The following is a 14,884-nucleotide window of genomic DNA, read 5'->3' as shown; positions in this document are numbered from 1 at the left end:
TGGAGTGGCTGGTGGCTAGTCAAGCGATGCGACGCGGGCCGAGCCCGCTTCGCCGGGTTCCGATGGCAATAAAAACGGCCCTCGTGCAGATGCACGGGGCCAGCGCACTCTCGGTGAGGGAGAGTGCGCTCAGGTAAGTACTCGCAGCGACCGGTACGACGACATGTGGCTAAGCCTGACGCATCTCACGCGATGAGTCAACTGATCCCACATGTTGGTTAACGGACTGCGGCGCGTCGGCCGACGACGCGCCCTCGGCAGCCGGGTTGAGCTGCCCGGACCCGCCCGGAGCGCGACGTGGCGAGGGCACCGGAGTGGGACGCGCGCCCGGGGATGTGGCTGCCTCCAACATCGCCTCCAGGTGCTCGGCCGGCACCCCCCAGCCGAAGAGCGCGCCCTGCCCGAAGCGGCAGCCGGCGGCCACCACCGCGGCCAACTCGGTGGGGTTGGTCACCCCCTCGGCGATGACCTCAAGCCCCAACTGGTGGCCCAGTCGCATGACGATGTCCACCATCGGGGCGAAGGCCGGGCCGTCCTGGTCGACCGGGCGGACCGGCTCGTGCTCCGCGACCAGACTGTGGTCGATCTTGAGGATGTCGATCGGCAGCCGGCGCAGCTGCCCCAACGACGAGTAGCCGGCCCCGAAGTCGTCCAGCGCGATCCGCACACCGGTCAACCGCAGCGCGGTGAGCCGCCGGATCAGCTCGTCCAGGTCGGTGGCGACCGCGTGCTCGGTGACCTCCAGCACCAGCCGCTGCGGCGGCACGTGGTGGGCGCGCAGCGCCTCGGCGACCTGGACCACGTACTGCGGGGCGTGCAGCTCGCGCGGGGAGACATTCACCGACACCCAGACGTCGTGCCCGTCCGCCAGCCAGCGGGAGAGCTGGTAGCAGGCCTGGTGCAGCACCCAGGCGCCGAGCGGAGCGATCATCCCGCACTCCTCGGCCAACGGGATGAACTCGTCCGGGCCGACGTTGCCCAGCTCGGGATGGTGCCAGCGCAGCAGCGCCTCGGCGCCGACCGGCCGCACCGACGGCAGCGACGCCACCGGCTGGAAGGCCAACCGCAGCTCGTCGCGGTCGATGGCCCCGCGCAGCTCATGCTCCACCCTGGTACGCCGACGCAGCAGCTGGTCGTACTCGGCGTCGTACCGTTCGATCCGGTTCTTGCCGCGCTGCTTGGCGTAGCGCAGCGCCAGGTCGGCGTGGCGCAGCAGCAACTCCACGTCCGGCTCGTCGGCCCAGTCGGCCACCCCGATGCTCACGGACAGGAAGACCGGCCCTTCCGGCTGGTCGTACGGCCGGTTGAGCACCCCGAGGAGCCGCTCGGCGACCCGGTCCGCCTCGACCGACCGGCCCTGCATGAGGACGGCGAACTCGTCGCCACCGAGTCGGGCGGCCACGTCACCGGGGCGCAGGTTGCCGCGCAGCCGCCGGCCCACCTCGGCCAGCACGGCATCGCCCACATCGTGGCCGCGCATGTCGTTGACGTTCTTGAAGCCGTCCAGGTCGAGGCCGAGCAGCACGCACGGGTTGCGGTCCGCGGCGTTGCGGTGCAGCGCCCGGAGCAGCCCACGCCGGTTGGCCAACGACGTCAGTGGATCGGTGTGCGCCAGCTCACGGAAGTGCGCCTCCCGCTCGGCCAGGCGACCCGCGTACCCCCGGACGTCGCGGAGGGTGAGGTACTGCCGCGCCACCAGGGCGAAGCCCTCCGCGCTGCCGGCCACGACGCCCGCCGCGGTGAACCGGCCGTCCTGGGCGAGGTGGTACATCGCCGAGGCGGCCATCGCCACCATCGGGGCGATGGCGTACTCGCTGTCGCGACCCACCACGTCCAGGTCGACCTGCCCCGGCCGGTCGGCCCGGTGGATCGCCAGCGCGACTGTCAACAGGCCGGCGCCGAGCACCGCCGCGCCGGTCAGCGCCATCGTCGGCCCGGCCTGGCAGAGCCCGGCGCTGAGACCCAGCCCGCCGCAACTCACCGCGCTGATGCCGGTGCCCAACGCGGCGAGCCGTCGACGTGGCGCGGCGGCCCGGAAGACGATGATCACGGCGAGCCCGGCGCCGAGCGCGGCGCTCACCGTGGCCACCAGAATCGCCGGGCAGGCCATCGGGGTGGCGGCACCGAGCAACCGGGTGGGCTCGGAGAAGAGCACCCACCCGACGAACCACAGCGCCGCCGCCATGACCACGCCGTCCAGGGCGAGCCGGGCCGTTCCCGCCGCGGTGGCGGCCACCCCGGGCAGCCGGAGCAGACCAGCCGCGAAGGCCAGCCCGCTCACCGCCGTGCCGATCGCCACCATGGTCGCCCAACCGGTGCGCTGCCCCTGCTCGTGGACCCAGTGGTCGTTCGCGCTGAGGACGGCGACCACCCCGGCCAGCAGGCTGAGCAGGGCACCCCCGGCGGCCGCCGCGAGCAGCACGTGTGCCGGTCGGCGGGGCCCCGTGCGCCGCCGGGCGACGACGGTCAGAAGCGCGCAGGCCACCGCGGCGACGAGCCCGCTGAGCGCCGCGACAGCGACCATGCCCGGTGGAAGATGCACGCTCCCAAGAGTGCCGGATGGGCGCACCTCATGGGGGGTCGAGTGTGCATCTGTTGGGACACGGGAGACCACCCGGCTGGGCCTGCGCGTCGGCGGTGTCATGCTGGTATGCATGCCTGAGCTGCGGTCGAGGACTTCCACACACGGTCGGACGATGGCCGGCGCCCGGGCCCTCTGGCGGGCCACCGGGATGACCGACGACGATTTCGGCAAGCCGATCGTCGCCATCGCCAACAGTTTCACCCAGTTCGTGCCTGGTCACGTACACCTCAAGGACATGGGTGGCCTGGTCGCCGACGCGGTCGCCGAGGCCGGTGGGGTGGGCCGGGAGTTCAACACCATCGCCGTCGACGACGGCATCGCGATGGGCCACGGCGGGATGCTCTACTCGCTGCCCAGCCGCGAGCTGATCGCCGACGCCGTCGAATACATGGTCAACGCGCACTGCGCGGACGCCCTGGTCTGCATCTCCAACTGCGACAAGATCACCCCCGGGATGCTGCTGGCCGCGTTGCGGCTCAACATCCCGACCGTCTTCGTCTCCGGCGGCCCGATGGAGGCCGGCAAGACGATGGCGATCGAGGGCATCGTGCACAGCAAGATCGACCTGATCGACGCGATGATCGCCTCCTCGAACGAATCGGTCACCGACGAGCAGCTCGGTGAGATCGAACGCTCCGCCTGCCCGACCTGCGGGTCCTGCTCCGGCATGTTCACCGCCAACTCGATGAACTGCCTCACCGAGGCGATCGGGCTCGCGCTGCCCGGCAACGGTTCGACGCTGGCCACCCACGCCGCCCGCCGGTCGCTCTTCGTCGAGGCCGGCCGCACCGTCGTGGACATCGCCAAGCGGTGGTACGAGGGCGACGACGACTCGGTGCTGCCCCGCACGGTCGCCTCCAAGGCCGCCTTCGAGAACGCGGTCGCCCTGGACGTGGCGATGGGCGGCTCCACCAACACGGTGCTGCACCTGCTCGCCGCCGCCCGCGAGGCGGAGATGGACTTCGGCGTCGCCGACATCGACGCGATCTCCCGGCGGGTGCCGTGCCTGGCCAAGGTCGCACCGAACTCGCCGAAGTACCACATGGAAGACGTGCACCGGGCCGGCGGCATCCCGGCGATCCTCGGCGAACTGGACCGGGCCGGGCAGCTCAACCGGGACGTGCACGCCGTGCACTCCCCCTCCCTCGCACAGTGGCTGACCGACTGGGACGTGCGCGGGGGCTCCCCCACCCCGACGGCGGTCGAGCTGTTCCACGCCGCCCCCGGTGGAGTGCGCACCACCGAGCCGTTCTCCACCACCAACCGGTGGTCGTCGCTGGACACCGACGCCGCCGAAGGCTGCATCCGTGACCGCGAGCACGCCTACTCCGCCGACGGTGGGCTGGCCATCCTGCACGGCAACCTGGCACCCGAGGGCAGCGTGGTGAAGACCGCCGGCGTGCCCGACGACTGCCTGACCTTCCGGGGCCCGGCGAAGGTCTACGAGTCGCAGGACGACGCGGTGACCGCGATCCTCGCCAAGCAGGTGGTCGCCGGAGACGTCGTGGTGATCCGGTACGAGGGGCCCAAGGGTGGCCCCGGCATGCAGGAGATGCTCTACCCCACCTCGTTCCTCAAGGGACGCGGGCTGGGCCGCTCCTGCGCGCTGCTCACCGACGGCCGTTTCTCCGGTGGCACCTCCGGGCTGTCCATCGGGCACGTCTCCCCCGAGGCGGCCTCCGGCGGGATGATCGCCCTGGTCCGCGACGGCGACGAGATCGTCATCGACATCCCGAGCCGGTCGATCGAGTTGAACGTGCCCGCCGAGGAGTTGGCGGCGCGACGGGTGGCCGAGGAGAAGCGCGACAAGCCGTACACCCCGACCGACCGGCAACGCCCGGTGTCGGCGGCGCTGCGCGCGTACGCCTCGATGGCCACCTCAGCCAGCGACGGCGCCTACCGCCGCGTCCCGGAGTAACACCAGCGCCCGCCCGTACCGGGCACCATGGTTGCTGGCGCACGAGATCTTGGACAGTTTCCGTTACGTGGGCCCGCCGACCTTCAGGTCAACCGAAGGTCGCGCAGGTCGGGAGCTTCGGCGAGGAGGCGTACGCCATCGTCGTCGTGCCGGTGCACGGTGCAGCCGGCGCGGGTGAAGCGAACGGTGACTACCTGCCCGGCGTGCCGGGCCGCCAAGCGCAACAGGTCCGGCTCGGGATCGGCGACGAGTTCGCGCGGCCTCGACCACGGCACCGGAATCGGCGCTGTCGGGTCGGTCGGGGCGGCCTGGGCGACGGCGTCGGTCAGACACTCGACGCACCAGGCGAGCGCGGCGGCCAGGCTCGGCCGGTAGGGCAGATCGTCGGGGCTCACGGCTGCGTCCCGCGGCTTCACCTCGACCGACCAGCTCACGCCATCGGCGAGCAGCGGGTCGGCGGCGTTGTACCGCAGGTCGCACACGCCCACCACGAGAGCCAGGTCAAGGCCGAGGGCGAGCCGCAGCACCTCGGTCAGCGGCGGCGCGTCGGGGCATGCGGCCACCACGATCAGCCGACCGGCGGCCGTGCCCCGGCCGGCGTGGCGTACGTACTCCCCAACCGGGTCAGCCCCGGCCCACGGCAGCGTGACGTACCCGTCGCGGAGGTCCTTGCCGATCGGGTGCCCACCGTCGGCGTCGGCGAGGTCGTCGGGCCGAGCGCCGAGGACGGTCGACCAGGAGCCGAGCCGGTACCGCTCGGGTAGCCGCAGGACGGGCCGACCGTTGGGCTGGGTGGCGGCCAGCGGGGCGACCTCCGGTGTACCGGCCTGCCAGGTCAGGTGCACGACCCGGTGCCGCAGGTCGGTGACGGTCACTGCCACCGTCCGCAGCAGACGGTGGGTGTCGCCGCAGGTGAAGCAGTGCAGCGCGGACGGGCGCAGGCCGGCCCCGCAGCAGTGCGGGCAGTCGGGGTCGGCGGGGCGACCGCCGAGCCGACAGTCGCAGGTACGCAGCCGGCTGGGTGGCCGGCAGTCCGGGCAGGGCCGCCAGTCCACCGGTTCGCCCAGCCAGGGCGGGTCGGGTGGCTGGTAGCCGCGGCTCACCGGCACCCGCAGCCGACGAACCACCTGACCGGTGGGCTGCTCGGTGAGGACCTCCACCGGCGCGCCGGCCCGCAGGGTCGTGTGCCACCAGCGGCCGTCGCGCCACACGGCCTGCGCACCGGGCAGCTCGTCGGCGTCGGACGCGTCGACACAGTCGGCGAGGATGCGCCGTTCGAGCTGGTCGACATCCACGGCCGGTGTGACGGGTGGGCGCGGCGAGTCGGGGCGCAACAGCCGGGCCGGGGCGTTGCGGCCGCGCTCGGCGAGGCCGTTGAGAGCGGCGCTCGCGTCGGTGCGGCCAACCGCCTCCAGCAGGTCCCCACACCAACTGGACACGCCGGACGGCACCGGGGAGCCGGCCACCTCGTACCGGATGGCCCAGCCGAACCCCGCACCCTGCCGACGGGCCTCGACGACCAGGTCGAGCAGCAGCAGGTCGGCCAGCGCGCACAGCCGGGCCAGGCGGGCGGCCGCCCCGACGGCCGTCGGGGCGGTGGATCGGCCCAGCACCAGCCGCCAGGGGGTGTGGTCGGCGCGCACGATGGCGTGGGCCTCCAACTCGTGCCGCAGCGTCGCGGGCAGGTCGGGTCGCCACTGCCGGTCCAGCCACAGCGACGGCACGTCGGCCTCGTCCACTACCGCGCCGACGGTGGCGGCGAGTTCGCGTACCCGGGGAGAAAGGTCGACCGCCCACGCACCCGCCGGGTCCCGGTGGGGGTCGAGGCCGCCGGGCACGACCTGGTGGGACGCGACCGCGCCGGTGTCCAGGTTCGCGACGGCGACCACGAGCTGCGCCCGCCGCCGGCCCCGCCGACCGCAGCGGTGACACGGGTACGCGACGGTGCCCGCGCCGCGACACTGCTCGCAACTCCGGTACGCCTCCCGGCGCGCCCCGAGCCCGTCGTCGTCGGCGAGGAACCGGTCGCCGTAGCTGGTGCACCGGCACGGTTGCAGGGTGAAGGTCGCCCCGTCGCAGTCCGGGCAGACGACGACGGGCACGGCCGTCACCGACACCTCCGTGGTGTGCAGTCACCGCCGTGGTCCACCCGCCGCACACACCGCCGGCCGCCGTCGAGCGGCAGGTCGCAGAACACCCGATGGCGTACGCCCTGGGCGTCCTCAGCGGACACCGTGATCTCGCCCGCGTCCACCTCGGGCAGGAAGCCCAGCGAACGGGCCAACATGCCGGCGAACTGCTGGGCGGCCGGCAGATCAGCGGCGGTGAACGGCAGGTGCGCCACCCAACGGGCGCTCACCGGCGAACCGCCAGATCCTCGCGGGCCCGCCGGGACTGCCAGCACTTCAGCGCGTCCTTGATCCGCTCGGTCTCCCGGCGGCTGCTGCCCAGCGCCGCGTACACCTCGGCCAGATCGTGGGCGACGCGGTCAAGGAACTCGGCGACCTCCACGGCGTCCACGCCACGCCGGCCCCGGCGGGTGAACCGGCGTCCGCGGACCTGCCAGGGCTTCAGGGGTACGTAGTTGGCGGCCCGGTAGAACGCCGGCCGGGGTGGCTCGGCCCGGAGATGACGGAGAAACGTGCGCATGACAATGCCCTCCTTGGCAGGTGACGACCCTGGAGACGACGTCGCCCGAGCACCATCGCTCAGACGGCGCCGCCCACCCCGTCGCCGTAGCTTGTTCTGCGGCAGAGCGGCGGAGTGCTGCCAAAAGCAGACCGGGTGCCATCGGTCTGCGATAGACAACAGGGGTTAACCCGGTGCTGTTAGCCCCTGTCACTTGGAATAGGAACAGGACTACGGCAGGCTGAATCCGCCGTCACCGATCGGCAGGGGGCTATGGCGAACTACCTGCGGCGCGCTCGTCTTGCCAGGGGCTGGTCCCAGGCAAGGCTGGTCCATGAGATCGAGCAATACGGCCGCCGTCGCATGGTGACGATCGCTTCCACCAACAGCCTTGCGGTCTACGTCTCTGAATGGGAAAACGATCGGCGCAAGATCTCTAGCAGTTACGCGGCCATCCTGCGGAGCCTCCTCGGCACGACCAATGACGAACTTTTTTCCGATACCGTGCCCGTTGACGACGACAGGGACAGTTATGCGCGACTGGTCGAACAGCTCGACGCCTCGCACTCGGTCGGTCAATCGACGGTGCACACCCTTCGGCATCAGACCGAACTCCTTCGCACCATGGACCGTCAGCTCGGGGCGGCGCAGTTTGTCGACCAGATGCAGAGCCATCTGTCCCGTCTTCAGGAGAGCCTGGCCTTCACCGTGCTGCCCTCTGCCAGGCGACCGCTCGCCCGCGCTCTGGCAGAAGCCGCATCGCTCGCGGCATGGCAGGCCCTCGATGTCGGAGCGGCGGACCGCGCCTGGCGCCACTACGAACTCGCGAAGAGCGCCGCACGGGAGGCTGACGATCCGCTTCACCTCGCCCACGCGATGGGCGAACAGGCATACGTCCTGGCCGATGCCGGTCGACCGGAGCTGGGAGCGCAACTCGTGCAGGAAGCTCAGTCTTGTGGAGGAAGTTGGCTGTCGCCTCGGCTGTTGTCCTGGTTGGCCGCCGCCGAAGCAGAGCTGTGGGCGCTCAGCCGACGCCCCGACGATTGCCGCCGCTCTCTCGACCGCGCGAGCGGGCATCTCTCAGGCATCACGGGAGTTCGCGACCCCAACCTGCCAGGGATATTCCTCGACGAAACTCACCTCCGCCGATGGCGGGGACATTCTCTGGCCCTACTCGGCGACCATCGGTCTATCGACGAGTTGTCGGTGGCTTTGGTCGCGATGGACGACACCTTCGTGCGAGCCGCGGCGGGCATCCGCTGCGATCTCGCACAGGCTCATTTGATTCGGGGGGAAAGTGAGGAGGCACGCTCCCACCTACGAGAAGCCGGCTCGCTGGTGAACCTGACCGGTTCTGTGCGATACCGACGCCGCATAGATCGGATCAAGGGCTTGACGGATTCGGTGTTAGGCCAGCAATGACATGCAGGATGGCGATCAAGGTTCCCGACCCCGCCAACTCGCCGCGCGCCATCAGGTCCGGCATCTCACTCAGCGGCACCCACTCGACGCGACCGGTCTCCTCCGCGTCCGTGGGCGGGCCGATATAAGTGGCACCACGCCCGACGAAGATTTCATGTGGCGAGTCGACCATGCCGATCATCGGCTGGTAGGTGACCACACGGGTCAGGGAAGAAGTGCGCCAGCCGGTTTCCTCCTCCACTTCTCGGCTCGCCGCCGCTACCGCCTCCTCGCCCGGTTCGACGATGCCGCCAGGCAGTTCCCACCTTGTTGCACCAGGAATGAATCGGTAGCGCCGCAACATCAGAACCCGATCGTGCTCATCGAGCACGGCGACGACGGCGACACGATCTAGCCGAACGACATGGTGGGCGAAGGGCTCGAGTCCTGGCGGCTCCACGTCGACCAGATCTAGTCGCAGCCAACGATCCTCATACACCGTCCGCTCGCCCAGAATCCGCCACGGCCCCGGCTCGCCCATCTTGTTCTCGTGCACCCCGTGACGCTATCGTCGCCCGCCACACCGGACATCCCATCTGTAGCGGCATTACCGGATCTTGATTCGTGGATGCAGGGCTGCGTGCCAGCTTGCTGTCGGATAGTGTCCGTCCGACCACGCAAACGTGAACCGTTGGCGAGATCGGCAGACGGAGGCGGCATGGCCAGCATCGAGGAAGTCAAGGCGGCACTGATGCAGGCCGCCGAGCAGGGCAGCGTCACGATCAATCAGATCCGGGCCGCCGTCGAGAATACCGAGCAGATGCTGACCCGGCTGCGCGCCATCTCCGCTGGCACCGGCCACCCGACGATCGCCGAAGCCATCGCCCGAGGCGAGGAAAGCAGACAGCGCCTCGCCGAGGCCATGACCCTGATACAGGGCAGTGCAGAGGCGGCACGCCGCTACATCGGCGTGCTCGGCTGACCACCGAGGCTCCACAATGAGCGTCGGCGAGGTCAAGATAGCCCTGCGTGCCGCCATCGAAGCGGCCCGCCAGGGGAAGGAAGTCTTCGATCGTGCCTCCACCGTGGCTACGGCAGCGACCGCAGCGGCAGAAGCCATCCTGAACGACAGCCGAGACGAGGACGTGAGAGCCGTCCAGCAGGCACTCGCCGCCGCGAGTGCCGAGGTAGAGCCGACCCGCCGCCGGTTCGTCAACACTGCGAAACACACAACCCGCTACCTCAATCAACTCGGATGAGCGGCAGCATCGGCGAACTCGTCGCGCAGCTTCTCGTCGTACGCGAACAGCTCGATGCAGCGGCCGTCACGGCCTTGCGCGCCCGCACGGATGCGGAGCAGGCCCTGACCCTCTTGAACGATGTCCGGCGGGGTAGCAACGACCACCAGTTGCGGGAGGCCGCCACCGACGCCGAAGTGGCCCGTGACAAATCCGGGCGCTACGCCCGCCTCCTGGCCACCGCCGCCCGGCACATCACCCAGTACCTCAACACCATCGCCCCCGGTGCCGCGTCATCCGGGCCAGACGATGCCGCATCACCATCGGGGGAACGGCTGGTGGAGGAGGCCGAAGGTCGCAGCAGCAAAGCAGAGGCGTTCCTCCGCCGCCACGTCAAGAAGGCGGACGACTCCGAGGACACCCTCAAGCAGACCGAGCAATCGATCACCACTGGCCTTCGGGAGCTACAGAAGAGCCTGAAAGGCTCGGGGTCGACTGGTAGCACGACGTCGGCCCCCGCCAACCCCGGTGCGCCGGCTGAAGGTCCCCCGTTGGAGCACCCGGTCACATCAGTCATCATGGCTGCTGGCGCGGTCGTCGTAGGACTTCGAGGGGTCTGGAAAATGGCGAAGAATCGGCGCGAAAGGAAGCGATCTGATGAGCAGCCCTGAGATGGTCGACTACATCCGGACGATGATCAGAGGTGACCACGAGGCTAACGACCGGATCGAGGCCCGCCTTGACGAGATTGGCTGGGACGGCTTTCCGACCCTACTCGGCGCGGTCTTCTACTTCGCGGTCAACCGACGCTTCGACGAGCGGACAGTCCCTGGTGAGATCATGCGGTTCGTGGCCGACATGAGGGCGAGCACACCGGCCGGCACCCCAGAGATCGACGCTAACGCGGCCGAGCGGCTGATCCGCGCCGCAGTGGACCCCGGCATCGAGACGAACATCGATCCCCAGATGGCCGGAAGGGTCCAGGGTCTGGTGATCTTGCAAATTCTGGGCGACGGCGCCATTTCCGACGAAGATCTGGACGCGCTCCTCGTCGAGGCGGCAGACCTCGCCAGCCGGGTATGAGCTGCTCTTGAGCGTACGGACCGAGTTCAGCGACCTGATCCGGGCGATGGCAGGGCGTGACTGGGGCACGGTGGACCAACTCCTGGATGGGTCGGAGACCTGTCGAGCCAGCTGTCGCTCGCTCTTAATGAGGGACAATCGTTCCAACTGATCAACAAGATCATCGGGGAGGTTCACCATGGTTGACCTGACGGGCGCTTCCTGGCGCAAGAGCACCCGCAGCGCAGGCAACGGCGGCGAGTGTGTCGAGGTCGCCGGCAACCTGCCCGGCGTCGTCGCCGTACGCGACAGCAAGGACCCGCACGGCCCGGCCCTCACCTTCACGCCCGCTGCCTGGGCCAGCTTCGTTCGTGGCACCCGCCGCGACTAACCCGGCCCGCGCAAGCTTGAGCATCCCTACCCACCACCTGCCGTAACGACGAGGCCCCCGGCACGCGCCGGGGGCCTCGCTCTTCGGTCAGCCGACGGTCACAGGGTGACGACGGCGTCCTCGGCGAGGGTGAACAGCCCCGCATCCAGGGTGATCGTCTTGAGCTTGGTGCCCTTCGGAACGTCGAAGAAGACGTTCGCGGTCACCGAGTTGCCCGGATTGATCTCATCGAGGAAGCCCTGCCCGTCATCATTGCCGTAGATTCCGGCCTCACCGTCGGCCTCGTATTTCCGGCCGCTCGCGTCCTGCGCGGAAATGGTGCCGTCGGCGTGGAAGGTGTGCGCCTTCTTCGTAACGTTCTTGACGGTCACGCTGACTTTACAGAACGTGCCCTGCGCCTTCTTGTTGAGGAACTCACTGCCCACCTTGGCGATCCCACATTTCACGCTCTTGACGGTGAACTCGAAATCGCCGCCGCGCACCTTGTCGCCGATGCCGGCCGCCTTGGGCTCCGCCTTCGGGGGAGCCGCCGAAGTCTTGGCCGGCGTGGGCACAACCGCCTCCGTCGACGGTGGTGCTGCGCTCGCGGCAACACCGGTCGTAGCAGCGGGAGCGCCACTGCTGACGGCGGTGGCCTCACCCTTCTCGCCGCCAGAGGTAAGGCTGATCACCAGGCCACCACCACAGCACAGCACCACGAGAGCGGCGAGCCCGATGAGAGTGGGCAGCAGCCAGGATGGGCGCTTCTTGGGAGTGGGCGGTGGCGGGAACTGGCCGGGCGGCGGCAGCTGGCCTGCCGGGGGCGGCGGGAACTGCCCGGCGGGCGGTTGGTTCTGGTAAGGCTCGTTGGGTGCCGACATCGGGTGGTGTCTCCAGGGTCTTGACAGGCGCTGCCGCGCAAGAAGCAAAGCGCTTTGCACAGTGCCATAGGCACCGCGGAAAACTAGTCGTCCGGGCGGGCTGGAAACACACGACGAGACAGCCCGGAAGGCACCCGGTCTGACCAATTCAATGTCCACCGTTTAGGCAATTTTTGACCCCGGTCCCGCGAATATCGAAACACCTAAGTCCCCGGCGCTGTCAGAAATCCTACAAAAAGCTTCTTTAACTGACCACGAGCTTGCTGTTCGGCCAATGAGGGACCGGAGAAAACAGTGGCAGCGCGGCGGAAGCGTTTCGGCACGCACTGCGGCGATACTGTGCGCGTGGAGTACGTCTCCAGAGCGCCGCGACCGCCGCTGGACGGGCTGATCGACGACCTCTACTACCTGGAGGGCTCGTCGCCGTACGCCCGGCTGACGTTGCCGCCGATGCCGTCGGCGTTGCTCATCGTCAACCTTGGGGCACCGTTCCGCATTCGCGCCGGCACCGACATCGAGACGGCCGGGTACGCCGACGGCTGCGTGCTCACCACGCCCACCCGCGCGGTGGAGTTCGGCTACCCACCTCAGACCCGGTCCGTCGGCGCGCACATCAAGCCGTGGGGGCTGGCACCGTTCCTGCCGATGCCCGCGATCGAGCTGTGTGACCGAGCGGTGACGGTGGAGCAGGTCTGGGGCCGGTCCGCCATTGCTGAGCTGCGGGATCGGCTGGCTACGGCCGCGGGGCCGCACGAGATGCTGACGCTGTTTGAGGATGAGCTCGTGCGACGGCTCGGCGACGCGGTTGGCCTGGGGCTGGTGCGCCATACGAGCGGCGTCATCGCGGCGACCAACGGGGCGGTGGCGATCGACGACCTGAGGGTTTCCGCCGGTGTCAGCAGCACTCACCTGGCACAGCGGTTCAAGGAGCTCATCGGCGTCACGCCGAAGCGGTTGGCCCGCAGCTACCGCTTCGCCACCACCGTACTCTCGATCAACCCCGCCGAACCGGTCGACTGGGCTGGCCTCGCCAGTAGGGCTGGCTACTTCGATCAGGCCCACTTCGGGCACGAGTTCCGGGCCTTCACCGGGCTCACACCGACACGATATGTCGAGGTCAGGCGGCGGTTCCTGCGCGAACATCCCGGCCACGTCCTGGACGGCTGGCCGCTGCCGACCGATTGATTCCTTACAAGAGTGCCAGCCCACGGAGATCTAACCTGACGGCATCCGCGAGTGGAGGAGCGCCCATGGGCACGGTGGTCATGTATGGCTCGGTATCAGTTGACGGCTTCATCGCGGACGAGAACGACCAGCCCGGACCGCTGTTCGACTGGCTGCTCAGCGGTGACGTGCCGTTGGACGACAGCGGCCAGTTGAGGGTGTCGCAGGCTTCCTACGACCACACCCGGTCGTACTGGGACCAGATCGGGGCGACGATCGTCGGTCGTCACGTCTTCGACATGACGGACGGTTGGGACGGGAAGCCGCCGGGCGGGGTCGACCACGTGGTCGTCGTGACGCACCGGCCAAAGCCCGACGGCTGGCACCCCGAGGCGCCGTTCCACTTCGTCGACAGCGTCGAGGCAGCGGTGGCCGCGGCGCAGAAGCTGGCGGGTGACCGCCTCGTCGAGGTCGCGGCTGGCGACGTCGGTGGCCAGGTGCTTGCGGCGGGCCTGGTCGACGAGGTGCGCATGGACGTCGTACCCGTGGTGTTCGGCTCCGGCAAGCGTTTCTTCGGGTCCGTCCACGCGCAGCACCTCTTGGAGGATCCGGACGTGGTGATTCAGGGCAACCGGGTGCTTCACCTGCGCTACCGGGTGCGCCGTTGACCAAGCTGACCGGAAGGCGTGGCACACCGGTCGGTCGACAAAGGCGGTGCTTCGCATAGACGGGGTGGGCTAACGTGTCGACGGTCTACTGGGGATGGCCCCAGATTCCTACGGGGAAGGTCGGTACGTGTCAGTTTGGAAGAAGCCCGCGCTGGTGGCGGTCTCGGCGCTCAGCGCGTTCGCAATCTCCGCTTGCGGCGTGACGCCTGGCGCGTCCGAAGCGCCGAAGCAGCCCACCGTCCTGCAACTGCTGGCCAGTGACCTCAAGGGGTCGTTGCTGAAGGCCGTCGACGCCACCGACAAGACCGACTCGGTGACCGTGACGATGACGGGCACGATGGCCGGGGAGAAGATCTCGATGAAGGGCGTCCTGGACCTGGGCGACCCGTTCAAGGCCGACATGACGATGACCGACGCGAAGGGCAGCACGACCTCCGTCCGGATGATCGGTGCCGTGGTCTTCACCGAGATTCCGGAGGAGGGCCGCACGCGTACGGGTGGGAAGCGCTGGATGAAGATGGACCTGTCGGGTCTGGGCGAGCTGACCGGCACGGACTTCACCAAGCAGTTCGAGAACGCCGACCCGGTCAAGCAGGTCAAGATGCTGCTCGCCATCGAGGGCACGACGGTTTTGGGGCAGGAGACGGTGGACGGGGTGCCAACGGTGCACTACACCGTCACCACTCCGGTGGCGACCTACCTCGACCAGATCGACGCCGCGCGCCGGGACGTCACCGAGCAGGCGCTGGCCACGCAGGGCGTCAAGGAGCTGACGATCGACCTGTGGGTCGACGAGCAGTACCGGCCGCGTCGGGCCGGCCTGGTGATGGGCGCGATGGGCGACATGGTGATCGACTACACCGACTACGACAAGGCGGTGACCATCGAGTCTCCGCCGCCGGCGGAGACCGCCGACTTCGCCGAGATGCTCAAGGGTCTGCAGGGCCTGACCACCACCTGATCGAATCCC

Annotated in this window: 16 protein-coding genes; 10 read left to right on the top strand and 6 right to left on the bottom strand. The window is 69.3% G+C overall.

Annotated elements, in window-relative coordinates; translation table 11 throughout:
• Positions 1-169: 169 nt before the first annotated feature.
• Positions 170-2,524: a putative bifunctional diguanylate cyclase/phosphodiesterase gene (locus EV382_RS31760; RefSeq protein ID WP_425272016.1), complete on the bottom strand. Its 2,355-nt coding sequence runs from the start codon at positions 2,522-2,524 to the stop codon at positions 170-172.
• 130 nt (positions 2,525-2,654) lie between these two features.
• On the opposite strand from EV382_RS31760, the gene ilvD reads away from it, so the two are divergent.
• Complete coding sequence (ilvD, locus tag EV382_RS31755; RefSeq protein ID WP_130408005.1) at positions 2,655-4,502, top strand: dihydroxy-acid dehydratase; 1,848 nt, start codon at positions 2,655-2,657, stop codon at positions 4,500-4,502.
• An 83-nt stretch (positions 4,503-4,585) separates the two neighbouring features.
• Here the strand turns inward: ilvD and EV382_RS31750 are convergent, their stop codons facing one another.
• From EV382_RS31750 to EV382_RS31740, 3 genes are read right to left on the bottom strand one after another with little or no spacing between them, the layout of a single operon-like run.
• Entirely contained in the window at positions 4,586-6,613 is a 2,028-nt protein-coding gene (locus EV382_RS31750; protein WP_130408003.1) for a hypothetical protein, read from the bottom strand.
• Positions 6,610-6,861 (bottom strand): hypothetical protein, encoded by a 252-nt coding sequence (locus tag EV382_RS31745; protein WP_130408001.1) that lies wholly within the window; start codon positions 6,859-6,861, stop codon positions 6,610-6,612. Before EV382_RS31745 ends, EV382_RS31750 begins: the two co-directional genes overlap by 4 nt.
• A complete protein-coding gene (locus tag EV382_RS31740) occupies positions 6,858-7,151 on the bottom strand; it encodes a DivIVA domain-containing protein (RefSeq protein ID WP_130407999.1) in 294 nt (97 codons plus the stop codon). The genes EV382_RS31745 and EV382_RS31740 overlap by 4 nt, the downstream gene beginning before the upstream one ends.
• A 252-nt stretch (positions 7,152-7,403) precedes the next feature.
• Between EV382_RS31740 and EV382_RS31735 the strand changes: the two genes are divergently transcribed.
• Positions 7,404-8,552: a helix-turn-helix transcriptional regulator gene (locus tag EV382_RS31735; RefSeq protein ID WP_130407997.1), complete on the top strand. Its 1,149-nt coding sequence runs from the start codon at positions 7,404-7,406 to the stop codon at positions 8,550-8,552.
• Here the strand turns inward: EV382_RS31735 and EV382_RS31730 are convergent.
• The gene (locus EV382_RS31730; RefSeq protein ID WP_244236879.1) at positions 8,515-9,087 is read right to left on the bottom strand and encodes an NUDIX hydrolase; all 573 of its coding nucleotides are present in this window, start codon (positions 9,085-9,087) and stop codon (positions 8,515-8,517) included. The genes EV382_RS31735 and EV382_RS31730 overlap by 38 nt on opposite strands.
• Before the next feature lie 162 nt (positions 9,088-9,249).
• Here EV382_RS31730 and EV382_RS31725 point away from each other — a divergent pair, with 162 nt between their 5' ends.
• The 5 genes from EV382_RS31725 to EV382_RS31705 all read left to right on the top strand — a co-directional run bounded on the left by EV382_RS31725 (position 9,250) and on the right by EV382_RS31705 (position 11,222).
• Positions 9,250-9,513, top strand: a complete 264-nt coding sequence (locus EV382_RS31725; RefSeq protein ID WP_130407995.1) for a hypothetical protein — start codon at positions 9,250-9,252, stop codon at positions 9,511-9,513.
• Between the two features lie 16 nt (positions 9,514-9,529).
• On the top strand, positions 9,530-9,790 hold the full coding sequence (locus EV382_RS31720) for a hypothetical protein (RefSeq protein WP_130407993.1): 261 nt from the start codon (positions 9,530-9,532) through the stop codon (positions 9,788-9,790).
• Complete coding sequence (locus EV382_RS31715) at positions 9,787-10,440, top strand: hypothetical protein (RefSeq protein WP_130407991.1); 654 nt, start codon at positions 9,787-9,789, stop codon at positions 10,438-10,440. The genes EV382_RS31720 and EV382_RS31715 overlap by 4 nt, the downstream gene beginning before the upstream one ends.
• Positions 10,427-10,852, top strand: coding sequence for a hypothetical protein (locus EV382_RS31710; RefSeq protein WP_244236878.1), 426 nt, complete (start codon positions 10,427-10,429; stop codon positions 10,850-10,852). The genes EV382_RS31715 and EV382_RS31710 overlap by 14 nt, the downstream gene beginning before the upstream one ends.
• Positions 10,853-11,030: 178 nt before the next feature.
• Positions 11,031-11,222, top strand: a complete 192-nt coding sequence (locus EV382_RS31705) for a DUF397 domain-containing protein (RefSeq protein ID WP_130407989.1) — start codon at positions 11,031-11,033, stop codon at positions 11,220-11,222.
• A 98-nt stretch (positions 11,223-11,320) separates the two neighbouring features.
• On the opposite strand, the gene EV382_RS31700 is transcribed toward EV382_RS31705, so the two are convergent.
• Positions 11,321-11,893 carry a DUF4352 domain-containing protein gene (locus EV382_RS31700; protein WP_244236877.1) on the bottom strand — a complete coding sequence of 191 codons (573 nt, stop codon included), beginning with the start codon at positions 11,891-11,893 and terminating at the stop codon, positions 11,321-11,323.
• 534 nt (positions 11,894-12,427) lie between these two features.
• On the opposite strand from EV382_RS31700, the gene EV382_RS31695 reads away from it, so the two are divergent.
• The 3 genes from EV382_RS31695 (at position 12,428) to EV382_RS31685 (ending at position 14,875) form a co-directional block, all read left to right on the top strand.
• Complete coding sequence (locus EV382_RS31695; protein WP_244236876.1) at positions 12,428-13,267, top strand: helix-turn-helix domain-containing protein; 840 nt, start codon at positions 12,428-12,430, stop codon at positions 13,265-13,267.
• A gap of 65 nt (positions 13,268-13,332) precedes the next feature.
• Positions 13,333-13,914, top strand: a complete 582-nt coding sequence (locus EV382_RS31690; RefSeq protein WP_130407987.1) for a dihydrofolate reductase family protein — start codon at positions 13,333-13,335, stop codon at positions 13,912-13,914.
• A 127-nt stretch (positions 13,915-14,041) separates the two neighbouring features.
• Positions 14,042-14,875, top strand: coding sequence for an SCO4651 family lipoprotein (locus EV382_RS31685; protein ID WP_130407985.1), 834 nt, complete (start codon positions 14,042-14,044; stop codon positions 14,873-14,875).
• Positions 14,876-14,884 lie beyond the last annotated feature (9 nt).

Source organism: Micromonospora violae (assembly GCF_004217135.1).
GTDB classification, from domain to species: domain Bacteria; phylum Actinomycetota; class Actinomycetes; order Mycobacteriales; family Micromonosporaceae; genus Micromonospora; species Micromonospora violae.
Note: the sequence above shows the minus strand (reverse complement) of the source record. Positions and strands in the feature narration are given on the sequence as shown.

Coding starts and splice junctions, on each gene's coding strand:
- EV382_RS31760 (WP_425272016.1), bottom strand. CDS start 2,524: ATGGTCGCTGTCGCGGCGCTCAGCGGGCTCGTCGCCGCGGTGGCCTGC.
- ilvD (WP_130408005.1), top strand. CDS start 2,655: ATGCCTGAGCTGCGGTCGAGGACTTCCACACACGGTCGGACGATGGCC.
- EV382_RS31740 (WP_130407999.1), bottom strand. CDS start 7,151: ATGCGCACGTTTCTCCGTCATCTCCGGGCCGAGCCACCCCGGCCGGCG.
- EV382_RS31735 (WP_130407997.1), top strand. CDS start 7,404: ATGGCGAACTACCTGCGGCGCGCTCGTCTTGCCAGGGGCTGGTCCCAG.
- EV382_RS31725 (WP_130407995.1), top strand. CDS start 9,250: ATGGCCAGCATCGAGGAAGTCAAGGCGGCACTGATGCAGGCCGCCGAG.
- EV382_RS31720 (WP_130407993.1), top strand. CDS start 9,530: ATGAGCGTCGGCGAGGTCAAGATAGCCCTGCGTGCCGCCATCGAAGCG.
- EV382_RS31715 (WP_130407991.1), top strand. CDS start 9,787: ATGAGCGGCAGCATCGGCGAACTCGTCGCGCAGCTTCTCGTCGTACGC.
- EV382_RS31710 (WP_244236878.1), top strand. CDS start 10,427: ATGAGCAGCCCTGAGATGGTCGACTACATCCGGACGATGATCAGAGGT.
- EV382_RS31705 (WP_130407989.1), top strand. CDS start 11,031: ATGGTTGACCTGACGGGCGCTTCCTGGCGCAAGAGCACCCGCAGCGCA.
- EV382_RS31690 (WP_130407987.1), top strand. CDS start 13,333: ATGGGCACGGTGGTCATGTATGGCTCGGTATCAGTTGACGGCTTCATC.